Source organism: Mesorhizobium maamorense (assembly GCF_044998965.1).
GTDB lineage: Bacteria > Pseudomonadota > Alphaproteobacteria > Rhizobiales > Rhizobiaceae > Mesorhizobium.
In genome coordinates this window covers 6,407,781-6,419,391 of the sequence record NZ_CP173356.1, presented here as the reverse complement: position 1 = coordinate 6,419,391, position 11,611 = coordinate 6,407,781, and the positions used below count along the sequence as shown (strand labels likewise).

The following is an 11,611-nucleotide window of genomic DNA, read 5'->3' as shown; positions in this document are numbered from 1 at the left end:
TGCCGACCGATGCTCAGAGCGAGCGGCCGATCAGCAATTTCATGATCTCGTTGGTGCCGCCATAGATGCGCTGGACGCGGGCGTCGCGGAACATGCGGGCGATCGGATATTCATTCATGTAGCCATAGCCGCCATGCAATTGAAGGCATTCGTCGACGACTTTGCCCTGCAGGTCGGAAAGCCAGTACTTGGCCATCGACGCCGTCACCGGATCGAGACCGCCATCGATGTGGCGCGCCACGCAATCATTGTAGAAGACGCGGCCGATCGTGGCCTCGGTCTTCAGTTCGGCCAGCTTGAACTGGGTGTTCTGGAAATCGATGACCGCCTTGCCGAACGCCTTGCGCTCCTTGACGTATTCGATGGTCAGCGCCAGCGCGCGCTCGACCATGGCAATCGCGCCGGTGCCGATCTGCAAACGCTCCTGCGGCAATTGCTGCATGAGCTGGATGAAGCCTTGTCCCTCCTCGTGGCCGAGCAGGTTGGAGGTCGGCACACGCGCACCGTTGAAGAACAGTTCGGACGTGTCATTGGCCTTCAAGCCGATCTTGTCGAGGTTGCGGCCGCGCTCGAAGCCGTCGACCTCGTCGGTCTCGACGACGATCAGCGAAGTCCCCTTGGCGCCCTTGGCCGGATCGGTCTTGGTGACGACGATGATGAAATTGGCGAGCTGGCCATTGGTGATGAAGGTCTTGGAGCCATTGATCTTGTATTGGTTGCCGTCCCTCTCGGCCCGCGTCTTGACGCCTTGCAGGTCGGAGCCGGCGCCGGGCTCCGTCATGGCGATGGCGCCGATCAGTTCGCCGGTGGCGAGCTTCGGCAGCCATTTCTTCTTTTGCTCCTCCGAGCCGTAGTGGAGGATGTAGGGGGCGACGATCGAATTGTGCAGACCGATGCCGAAGCCGTCGACGCCGACATGGCCGATGGCCTCGATGATGGCGCTCTCATGGGCGAAGGTGCCGCCCGATCCGCCATATTCCTCCGGCATTGAGGCGCAGAGCAGGCCGGCGGCACCGGCCTTCAGCCAGCTCTCGCGGTCGACCATTTCGTTCTTCTCGAACTCGTCGTAACGCGGCGCGATCTCTTCGGACATGAAGCGGTGCGCCATGTCGTAGAGCATGCCGACCTCGTCCGCCGCCCAGGCGGGCTTCGGCAGGCCAAGGATTTCGGCTGGGTTGGTCATGCGATGATCTTCCTCCCAAGGTCTGCCATCGAAATTGAGATCCGCGCACTGTCGCGGCGCCCCCTCCCGGCCCCTCTGGACCGCCCTCACCTCAAAGGGAGAGGGACCATTTCTAGAACGCTTCCGCCGGCAGTGCCATCAACGTATCGGCGCCACTGGAGATGCGGGCGAGACGCGTCGCGGTTTCCGGCATGATCCGCTCCATGAAGAAGCGCGCCGTCACCAGCTTGTTGTCGTAGAAGGACGACGCGCCGTTGGCGCCCGACTTGCCTTGGGCGGCCCTGGCCATCTGCGCCCACATATAGCCGAGCGCCACGAGGCCGAAGAGATGCATGTAGTCGGTCGAGGCGGCGCCGGCATTGTCGGGCTTGGCCATGCCGTTCTGCAGCAGCCACATGGTCGCCGTCTGAAGATCGTTGAGGCTCTTCTTCAATGCCTTGGTGAAGGGGGCCATCTTCTCGTCGGCGCGGTTCTCTTCACAGAACTCGCCGACTTCCTTGAAGAACGCCTGCACCGCGCGGCCGCCGTTCAGACCCAGCTTGCGGCCGACGAGATCGAGCGCCTGGATGCCGTTGGCGCCTTCATAGATCATGGCGATGCGGGCATCGCGCACGAACTGGCTCATGCCGTGCTCTTCGATGTAGCCATGGCCGCCGAACACCTGCTGCGCCATCACGGCGTGATCGAAGCCCTTGTCGGTGAGCACGCCCTTGACCACCGGCGTCATCAGCCCGGTGTAGTCGTCGGCCGCCTGGCGGTCCTTGTCGTCGGCGGAGCGATGGGCGATGTCCGACTTGATCGCCGTCCACAGCGCCAGCGCGCGGCCGGCCTCGTTGAAGGCCCTCATGGTCATCAGGCTGCGGCGGATGTCGGGATGGACGATGATGGGATCGGCCTTCTTGTCCGGCGCCTTCGGCCCCGACAGCGAGCGGCCCTGCAAGCGGTCCTTGGCGTAAGCGACGGCGTTCTGGTAGGCAATCTCCGACAGCGACAGCCCCTGCAGGCCGACGCCGAGCCGCGCCTCGTTCATCATCGTGAACATCGCCTTGAGACCGCCATTGGCCTCCCCCAGCAGCGTGCCTTGCGCCTCGTCATAATTCATGACGCAGGTCGAATTGCCGTGGATGCCCATCTTCTCCTCGATGGAACCGCAGGAGACGGTGTTCCTCTCATCGGGATTGCCAGAAGCATCGAGCTTGAGCTTCGGCACGATGAACAGCGAGATGCCCTTCACCCCTTCGGGCGCCCCCTCGATGCGGGCCAGCACCAGGTGGACGATGTTGTCCGCCATGTCGTGCTCGCCGGCCGAGATGAATATCTTCTGGCCCGAGATCTTGTAAGTGCCGTCGCCATTCGGCACGGCCTTGGTGCGCAGCAGGCCCAGATCGGTGCCGCAATGCGGCTCGGTCAGGTTCATGGTGCCGGTCCAGGCGCCCTCGACCATCTTCGGCAGCCATTTGGCTTTCTGCTCGTCGGTGCCATGGGTGATGATCGCCGCGATCGCGCCCTGCGTCAGGCCCGGATACATCATCAGCGACATATTGGCCGACACCATATACTCAGCCACGGCGGTATGCACGGCATAGGGCAGGCCCTGGCCGCCGAACTCGACAGGCGCCGCCAGCCCCATCCAGCCGCCTTCGCGATACTGGTCGAAGGCTTCCTTGAAGCCCTTGGGCGTCGTCACCGAGCCGTCGTCATGGCGCACACAGCCTTCCATGTCGCCGACACGGTTGAGCGGATGCATGACGTTTTCCGCGAGCTTGGCGGCCTCGGCGAGGATCGCCTCGAGCACGTCGGGCGTTGCATCGGAAAAGCCGGGGAGATTGGAATGGCGCTGGTAGCCCAGCACCTCGTTGAGCACGAACAGCGTATCCTGAACGGGCGCCCTGTAGATCGGCATGCTCTTCCTCCACCCTGCGGACCTGATCCGAAACCCCCGAATTCATGTCAGGGCGGCATGCGGATCCGTGTTGCAGCGGGAGATAACAAAAATTGACGTTTGCGTAAACGTCAATTCAGCCGATGCGACAAAATTTCTCCTGCACCGCAGCAAACCGGACGCGATGCAGTGCATGTGGTGGAACCCCCAATGAAAGAAGCCGCGTGGCGCTCGCCACACGGCTTTTTTCGATCATGGACGTTGCGCCGCAAGGCGGCGGGGCAAATCAGCCGGCGACGCTCGCCTGCGGCGCCGAGCGCTCGACCAGCATCTGCCGGACGGCAGCCATGGAGGTGCTCAATTCGCTGATGGCGTCATCGATGAGCGTGCGCTGCTTCTGGAGGCGGGCAAGCTGCTTCTCCGACTTGTCCAATGCCAGCCGCAACTGCTTGGTGTTGGAGCCGGTGGGATCATAGAGATCCATCATCTGCTTGACGTCGCGCAACGAGAACCCGACCTTGCGGCCGAGCAGGATCAGTTTCAGCCGAACCCTGTCGCGGCGCGTGTAGAGGCGGGTTGAACCGTCGCGCTGCGGGTTGAGCAGGCCCTTGTCTTCGTAGAAACGCAGCGTGCGCAGCGTCACGCCGTATTTCTTGGCCATTTCGCCGATGCGGACGAGGTCCTCGCCGGAGTCAACGGATATAGTGTTGGTATTGGCCGCGGTCTCGCCGGCCGAGATAAGCTTCATGGTCACTGGCTTTCCCCGTCTGTGGCGTCGCGGTCCCGGACCAAGCGATGCCTGACTGAAAGCGGGGGCGTGCTTCCAGCCGTGGTTTCGACAAACAAATCGCAAACAGCACGCTTGATGCGCCTTTTACGTTTACGTCAATTCTATACCGATAGCCCTCTCATGACGCAAGGGCGTTGTGCGGGCGGCGCTTTATGCCGCAGCGGCCGGTTCACCGCGAACTTCGTCGCAACTTCTTAAGCTTGGTTAACGCGTTGTTTACCACGTTGGGCGAATTGTGCGCATGTCGGCTACCCGTGTTTATCCTGTATCGAATTTTTCACGGTTTTTCGGAGCGCGGGTGAACCCCGGGAAGCTTGTCTTCCACCGTGGTGCGGCCGCCTTCGTTCCGGCGAGGATTTGGGGAGCTGGTCGCAAACCGGCCAATCTGAAAGACGGACGCACCGATGAACAGCAAGCGGTCCTACCTCGATACACTCAACGCCGGCAGGCAGCGCAGGCCTCAGACCACGCTCGAGCAGTTGAACCGCTCGCTGGAGACGCTGGAACAGCGGCTAGAGAGGACGCGCGAGGATACGATGGCACGTCCCGATCCCCGCCAATATGGCGCCGAACCGCGCTATCCCGCAGCACAGCCTTCGGCTCAGCCGCGCTGGTACCAGGATCCGCAGCCCGCGCCGCATCCGCAGGCTCCGATGCCGGCGCCGGCCGTCGGCCAGAACTACCAGAACCTTGCCCGCGATATCGACCGCATCCGCGGCCAGGAAGACAGCGTTGCCATGGTCGGCAAGATCGCCGGCGAGCTGCGCGGCATGCGCGAGGAATTGCGCCACCAGATGACTGCCGGGCTGCAGAGCGAATTCGAGGCGCTGCGCAAGGACATCGACCGCGCACTGCTGGCAAACGCCAAGTCAGGCGCTTCGGGCAAGGGCAGCGCCGAACTCGGCCTCGAATTCGAGCGGCTTTCCGGTGCCATCAAGACGCTGTCGGAAAAAAGCGACGACAGAAGCGTCAACATGCTGCGGCTCGAACTCGAACAGGTCAAAGCCGCGCTCGACACGCTGGCGCGCGAGGAGAGCGTGCAGAAGGTCGACCGCCGCTGGGACGATTTCGATCGTCGCTGGACAGCCTTCGAGGACCGCGTCGACGCCGACCAGCGCAACCGCTCACCGGACCCCGCCATTTCGGGCCTGACCGATCGGCTGGAGCAGATCAGCAACGCCGTCAACAACCTGCCGGAATCGCTATCCCTGCGCTCGCTGGAGGAAAAGGTCCGCACGCTGGCCAGCGCCGTGGATCATTTCGCCAGCCAGCAGGACAATCGCGGCGGCAGCACGCTGGCCATCATCGACGAGCGGCTGGACGAGATCTCCCGCGCCATCGTCGCCTCGACCGTCGCGGCACAGGCCAATACGCTCGACCATGAAGCCTTCGAGCGCATCGAGAAACGGATCGATTCGCTCGCCCGGCAGATCGAGGAAGTGGCGCAGGACCACCCCGGCAACGCCGTCGTCGACCGGCTGAACACGCTGTCGAGCCGGGTCGACGAACTCGCCGGCCGCGCCGCCCTGCCCGAGCAGGCGATGGAACGGCTGGCCAAGCAGATCGCGCTCATCGCTGACAAGATCGACCGGGCGCCGGCCATGCCCGACGCCGACTATATCTTCCACGGGCTTGAGCAACGCTTCGACGTGCTGTCGTCGATGATGGAACGGCGCCAGGGCGACGCCATCGAACAGGGCAACATGCTGTTCCGCGACCTTGAGCGCCGGCTGGACGAAGTTGCCGACCGGCTCGACCAGCGCATGCCGCAAGTCGACGGCGCCGGCATCATGGAAGCCATCGATGCCCGCTTCACGGCGCTCGCCAAGCGCATGGAAACACGCATTCCCGACCCCGCCGGCGAAGCCGCGATCCGTGGCCTGGAAAGCCGGCTCGAAGACATTTCGAGCCGCCTGGACTCGTCCGCCGCGCAAGTCGCCGGCATCGATCCGGCGCTGATCCGCAGCCTGGAGGCGCAAGTCGCCAGCCTGTCCGCCCACCTGTCCAGGCCCAGCGCACCGCTGCCGGAGTTCGAGGACATCAGCCCACGCCTCAATGAAATCGAGAAGGCGCTGGCGGGAACGCGCGACTCCATCCTTGGCGCGGCGCGCGAGGCGGCCGAGAACGCGGTGCGCTCGCTGGCCGGCTCGGGCGCCGACACGTCGGCGGTTTCCGGCCTTGCCCAGGACCTGAAGACGCTCGAGACGCTGACACGCCGTTCCGACGAGCGTAACTCGAGAACGTTCGAGGCCATCCACGACACGCTGCTCAAGATCGTCGACAGGCTGGGTTCGCTGGAACCAGGCGAACCGTCCGAGGCGATGAGCGAGCTTCTGGATGCACGCCCGGACGAAGCGATCGGCAAGCGCCGTGCGCGAGCCGGCAAGATGGCCGTGGACGCTCCGTCGATGGATATCGACGAGCCCATGCCGTTGACAGGGGACATGGCCGATCTCGACGGCCGCGCCGCCGCGATCATGCGCAGCCAGCCTGCTTCGCCACGCGGGCCGGGTGCGCGCTCGCCCGCGGAGGCGGCCGCCGCCGCCGCCATGGCCGCGCTTGGTTCCGATCCGATCGCCGGGAAGGGCGAGCCGACCGGCCGCCGCAAATCGATGCTGGGCGGCCTGGCGCGCGCCTTCAAGGGCAAGAAGGAAGCAGACGTTCCGCCGCTGGCGGGCTCGGTGCCGGGCCCGGAAATCCCGAGCGTCGATCTCGACGAGCCGCTCGACCCGAAAATGGCCAACCGGCCACTGGAGCCCGGCTCCGGCGCGCCCGACCTCAACGCCATCATGAAGCGCGTGCGCGACGAGCGCGGGCAACCGGCAAAGCTCAGCGACAGCGATGCCGCGAAATCGGACTTCATCGCGGCTGCCCGCCGCGCGGCGCAGGCCGCCGCCGCCGAGGCCGACGCCTTGAAGCGCCAGTCGACGATGAAGGGACCGGTGAAGGCGCTCAGGATCGGCGACCTGCTCAAGGCGCGGCGCAAGCCGATTTTGATGGCGGCCGCCGCGATCATGCTGGCGCTTGCCGGCTTGCAGCTTGGCAAGGCGTTCCTCGCCGATCCCGCCCAGGTGGCAAGCAATGACGCGCCGGCCGTTGCCTCGCAGCCGCTGCAAACCGCATCCGTCGACGCCGCGAGCCCGCCCAAGCCGGAAACCCAGTTGGCGGCAGCGAACAGCGAACCGGCCCGTGAGGTCAGGCAGGCCGAGCCCTCCGCTCCGGCGGTCAAGGACGACATGGTGGCGCAGACCGCGCTCGCCATGCCGTCGGACGGCGATGGGCCGACGAACGCCGGCCCGACGGCGGAACCGGCTCCGGCGGCGATAGCTCCCGTCATGCCTGCCGGCGCGGGTGCGGCAGGCTCCGACGCGATGGCTTCGGCAGAACCCATTTCCGCCGGTCCCGTAGCAGCGGCTCCTTCTTCTCCGGCACCTTCCGCTGCTGCCGGCGGAACGCAAACGACGGACAGCGGTATCCAACCGACAGTGGCTGCACCGGCCATGGCCAATGACAGCACCGGCGCCGTCGTGCCCGCCGGCGCTCCCGCGGCCCCGGCCAAATTCGACATTCCCGCCGATGTAGGCCCGGTCGCCCTGCGCGACGCCGCAGCCACCGGCGACGCCAAGGCGCTGTTCGAGATCGGCTCGCGCTATTCCGAGGCGCGCGGCGTCAAGGAAGACATGGCGGCCGCGGCCAAATGGTATGAAAAGTCCGCGGAACTCGGCTTCGCTCCGGCCGAGTATCGCATCGGCAATTTCTACGAGAAGGGCATCGGCGTCCCGCGCGACATCAAGAAGTCGAAGACCTGGTACCAGCTCGCCGCCGAGCAGGGCAACGCCAGCGCAATGCACAATCTGGCAGTGCTGTTCGCCATGGCCGCGGACGGCGTGACCGACAATGAATCGGCCGCGCACTGGTTCCAGGAGGCCGCCGATCTCGGCGTGAAGGACAGCCAGTTCAATCTCGGCATCCTCGCCGCCAAGGGCGTCGGCATGAAGCAGAACCTGGAGGAGTCCTACAAATGGTTCGCGCTCGTCGCCAAGACCGGCGACAAGGACGCTGCCGCCAAGCGCGACGAGATCGCCAACGCGCTGCGTCCCGAGCAACTCGAGCGCGCCCGCGCCGCCACCGAATTGTGGAAGGCCAAGCCGCTCGATCAGGCCGCCAATTCGGCCGACATTCCCGAATCCTGGCAAGATGGCACACCGCAGACCACGGCCAGCATCGATATGAAGAAGGCGGTCAAGAATATCCAACTTATCCTCAACAAGAACGGCTACGACGCCGGCGGCGCCGACGGCGTGATGGGCGCGAAGACCAAGAATGCGATCGTCGCGTTCCAGACTGACAACAAGCTGCCCGCGACCGGTGCGGTCGACGAAAAGCTGGTCAAGGCGTTGCTGGCGCGCAAATAGCGGCAGGAGCGTCGTATCCGCGACGCCCCTGCCACACATTTGCCTGTTAACTGCTTGAGATGTTTTTTGTTTCGGCGCGGCGGCGGGGTTTGACCCTGCCGCCGCTTCGGCGCAAGGAAAAATTGGCTTTTCGGTGCGATACTATCCGCAACGGCGGTATTCGCCGACTGGCAAACTGATCGAGACCGACGGGTGGGCATCTATCTCCCGATTGCGGAAATTTCCGTCAACGTCTTCGTGCTGCTGGCCATGGGCGCTGCGGTGGGCTTTCTGTCGGGCATGTTCGGTGTCGGCGGCGGTTTTCTCATCACGCCGCTCCTGATCTTCTACAACATCCCACCGGCAATCGCGGTGGCGACCGGCGCCAACCAGGTCATCGCCTCATCCTTCTCCGGCGCGCTGTCGCATATGAAGCGCGGCACGCTCGACTTCAAGCTCGGCGGGGTGCTGCTTGCCGGCGGCATCGTCGGTTCCACCGGCGGCATCTACGTCTTCGCTTTCCTGCGCAGGCTGGGACAGCTCGACCTGTTCATCTCGCTGCTCTATGTCGTGCTTCTGGGCACCGTCGGCGGGCTGATGCTGGTCGAAAGCATCAACGCGCTACGCGCCACGCGCAGCGGCGCGGCACCGATGATGAAGAAATCCGGCCAGCACAACTGGATCCACCGCCTGCCGCTGAAGATGCGGTTCAGGGCCTCGAAGCTGTTCGTCAGCGTCATCCCCGTGCTTGGGCTGGGCGCGGCCATCGGCTTCCTGTCTTCTATCATGGGTGTCGGCGGCGGCTTCATCATGGTGCCGGCTCTGATCTATCTCCTGAAAGTGCCGACCAACGTCGTCATCGGCACCTCGCTGTTCCAGATCATCTTTACCTCGGCCTACACCACTCTGGTCCACGCCACCACCAACCAGACGGTCGACGTGATGCTGGCCTTTCTTTTGATGGCCGGTGGTGTCGCCGGCGCGCAATATGGCGCCAAGGCCGGCCAGCGGCTGCGCGGCGAGCAGTTGAGAGCGCTGCTGGCGATGCTGGTGCTGGCGGTGGCGATAAGGCTTGCCATCGACCTCTTCGTCACGCCGCCCAACCTTTATTCGCTGTCCGGCGCGGGCTTCAACTGATGAATGGCCTGAAAGCGCTCGCAACCGCGGCTCTTCTGTCATTGATCGCCGCCGCACCCGCGAAGGCGCAGACGCCGCCGACCGAAAGCGTCCAGATCGGCCTTTCCACCGACAAAGTCTCGATCACTGCCGGCTTTTCCGGCGCCGATCTGACCATTTTCGGCTCGCTGGAAAATCCCGATCCGCTGGTGGCGCGCCAAGGCCGCTACGATATCATCGTCGTGCTCGAAGGCCCACCCAAGCCGGTGGTGGTGCGCCGCAAGGACCGGGTGCTCGGCGTCTGGGTCAACCTGGAATCCGAGACCTTCGAAAACGTGCCGGTGTCCTATTCGGTGGCGACGACGCGGCCGTTGCAGGACATCACCGAGCCGAACAGCTACAGGCAATTGTCGCTCGGCGCCTCCAATCTCTACATGCAGCCGGCCGATGCCGGCGACAGCCCGGCCACGATCGAGGAATTCACCGCGGCGTTGCGCGAACGCAAGGCCGCAACCGGCCTCTACAGCGAGAATGTCGGCGGCGTGCAGTTCCTGTCACAGAACCTGTTCCGCGCCACGGTGCGGCTGGCGCCGAACGTTCCGGTCGGCACCCACAAGGCGCGCGCGTTCCTGTTCAAGAGCGGCCTGTTCATCAAGGAGAGCTCGGCCCAGCTCGAGATCCGCAAATCCGGTTTCGAACAGTCGATCTTCCGTGTCGCCCACGACTATTCCTTCCTCTACGGCGTCTTCGCCATATCGCTGGCCATGGTGACGGGCTGGCTCGGAAGGTTGATCTTCCGCAAGGACTAAAGCGGCTACAAAGGGGTTTTCCTTTCCCGGATCATGCTATAGACCGCCACCTCCCGGTCTACCGGGCAACACGCACAATTCAATTCGGCAGAGCGGTCCGATCACCCCGGACGACAGAGAGCGCACGCTTCACAGACGGCGCCGAACCGCTGCTTTAGCAGAGATGACAGGAGGCTGCGATGCGACCAGCATTCGCCGGCATCGATTTTGGCACTTCCAACTCCACCGTGGGCGTGGTCAGGAGCGGCCAGCCGCACCTCGTCGCGCTGGAAGGCGGCGAAGTCACGCTGCCAAGCGCCGTGTTCTTCAACTTCGAGGACAACCGTACCTGTTTCGGCCGCCACGCAATCGCCAATTACACCGACAGCGTCGAAGGTCGGCTGATGCGCTCGCTGAAAAGCGTGCTCGGCAGCGCGCTCGCGCAGGAAAAGACGCGCATCAAGGCGCGATCGATCGGCTTCATGGAGATCGTCGGCCTGTTCCTCGGCCATCTGCGAAAAAGACTGGAGGACGATGCCGGCGGCGCCGTCGAGAGCGTGGTACTCGGCCGGCCGGTGCAGTTCGTCGACGACGACGCCGAGGCCGATGCCAGGGCACAAAGCGAGCTCGAAGGAGCCGCCCGCGCCCAGGGCTTCAAGCATATCGCCTTCCAGTTCGAACCGATCGCGGCGGCCCTCGACTACGAGCAGAAGGTGACGCGCGAGGAACTGGCGCTGATCATCGACATGGGTGGCGGCACGTCGGACTTCTCGATCGTAAGGGTCTCGCCGCAGCGTGCCCGCTCGCTTGACCGCAAGGACGATATCCTGGCCAGCCGCGGCATCCATATCGGCGGCACCGACTTCGACCGATTGCTCAGCATCGCGCATGTGATGCCGGAACTCGGCTACCTCAGCCCGACCAAGGACGGCAAGCGCAACCTGCCGGCCAGCTACTTCATCGATCTTGCCACATGGCAACGCATCAACCTGGTCTACACGGCCAAGGCGATGACGCATCTGCGCCAGATCCGCTACGAGGCCGAGCGCGCCGATCTCGTCGACCGCTTCATCCATATCGTCGAGCACCGGTACGGGCACGCGCTGGCCGCTCTTGTCGAAAGGGCCAAGATCGAGCTGACCGACAAGGTCTCGGCCGATGTCGAGGTGAGGCTGCCGGAAGTCCAGTTCGCCGCCGAGATCACCCGAAAGGCGCTGGACGCCACGATCGCCAGGGACATCGAGCGCGTTGCCGCCACGGTCGGCCAGACCATCGGCGACGCCGGGGTCAAGTCGTCCGACATCACCGCCGTGTTCCTGACCGGAGGATCCACCGCGATCCCGCTGGCGAGACAAAAAATCCTGTCGCTGGTGCCTCAGGCTTCGGTCATCGAGGGCGATATGTTCGGCTCGGTCGGACTTGGCCTTTCGCTGGACGCGCAGCGCAAGTTCGGCTGAT

Annotated in this window: 7 protein-coding genes; 4 read left to right on the top strand and 3 right to left on the bottom strand. The window is 64.5% G+C overall.

Annotated features, from left to right (window positions below; genetic code table 11):
• Positions 1 to 13: 13 nt before the first annotated feature.
• The 3 genes from ACIU1A_RS31920 to ACIU1A_RS31910 form a co-directional block, all read right to left on the bottom strand.
• Positions 14 to 1,183 (bottom strand): acyl-CoA dehydrogenase family protein, encoded by a 1,170-nt coding sequence (locus ACIU1A_RS31920; protein WP_404926157.1) that lies wholly within the window; start codon positions 1,181 to 1,183, stop codon positions 14 to 16.
• 112 nt (positions 1,184 to 1,295) lie between these two features.
• The gene (locus tag ACIU1A_RS31915; protein WP_404926156.1) at positions 1,296 to 3,086 is read right to left on the bottom strand and encodes an acyl-CoA dehydrogenase; all 1,791 of its coding nucleotides are present in this window, start codon (positions 3,084 to 3,086) and stop codon (positions 1,296 to 1,298) included.
• Positions 3,087 to 3,351: 265 nt separating this feature from the next.
• Positions 3,352 to 3,813, bottom strand: a complete 462-nt coding sequence (locus ACIU1A_RS31910; protein WP_140497287.1) for a MerR family DNA-binding transcriptional regulator — start codon at positions 3,811 to 3,813, stop codon at positions 3,352 to 3,354.
• A 446-nt stretch (positions 3,814 to 4,259) separates the two neighbouring features.
• Between ACIU1A_RS31910 and ACIU1A_RS31905 the strand changes: the two genes are divergently transcribed.
• The 4 genes from ACIU1A_RS31905 to ACIU1A_RS31890 all read left to right on the top strand — a co-directional run bounded on the left by ACIU1A_RS31905 (position 4,260) and on the right by ACIU1A_RS31890 (position 11,610).
• A complete protein-coding gene (locus ACIU1A_RS31905; RefSeq protein ID WP_404926155.1) occupies positions 4,260 to 8,270 on the top strand; it encodes a peptidoglycan-binding protein in 4,011 nt (1,336 codons plus the stop codon).
• Positions 8,271 to 8,462: 192 nt separating this feature from the next.
• On the top strand, positions 8,463 to 9,386 hold the full coding sequence (locus ACIU1A_RS31900) for a sulfite exporter TauE/SafE family protein (RefSeq protein ID WP_404926154.1): 924 nt from the start codon (positions 8,463 to 8,465) through the stop codon (positions 9,384 to 9,386).
• Complete coding sequence (locus tag ACIU1A_RS31895) at positions 9,386 to 10,174, top strand: TIGR02186 family protein (protein ID WP_140523928.1); 789 nt, start codon at positions 9,386 to 9,388, stop codon at positions 10,172 to 10,174. Before ACIU1A_RS31900 ends, ACIU1A_RS31895 begins: the two co-directional genes overlap by 1 nt.
• Before the next feature lie 179 nt (positions 10,175 to 10,353).
• On the top strand, positions 10,354 to 11,610 hold the full coding sequence (locus ACIU1A_RS31890) for an Hsp70 family protein (protein ID WP_404926153.1): 1,257 nt from the start codon (positions 10,354 to 10,356) through the stop codon (positions 11,608 to 11,610).
• Position 11,611 lies beyond the last annotated feature (1 nt).

Excerpts from the sequence above, each read along its gene's own strand:
- ACIU1A_RS31920 (WP_404926157.1), bottom strand. The coding sequence starts at position 1,183 with ATGACCAACCCAGCCGAAATCCTTGGCCTGCCGAAGCCCGCCTGGGCG.
- ACIU1A_RS31915 (WP_404926156.1), bottom strand. The coding sequence starts at position 3,086 with ATGCCGATCTACAGGGCGCCCGTTCAGGATACGCTGTTCGTGCTCAAC.
- ACIU1A_RS31910 (WP_140497287.1), bottom strand. The coding sequence starts at position 3,813 with ATGAAGCTTATCTCGGCCGGCGAGACCGCGGCCAATACCAACACTATA.
- ACIU1A_RS31905 (WP_404926155.1), top strand. The coding sequence starts at position 4,260 with ATGAACAGCAAGCGGTCCTACCTCGATACACTCAACGCCGGCAGGCAG.
- ACIU1A_RS31895 (WP_140523928.1), top strand. The coding sequence starts at position 9,386 with ATGAATGGCCTGAAAGCGCTCGCAACCGCGGCTCTTCTGTCATTGATC.
- ACIU1A_RS31890 (WP_404926153.1), top strand. The coding sequence starts at position 10,354 with ATGCGACCAGCATTCGCCGGCATCGATTTTGGCACTTCCAACTCCACC.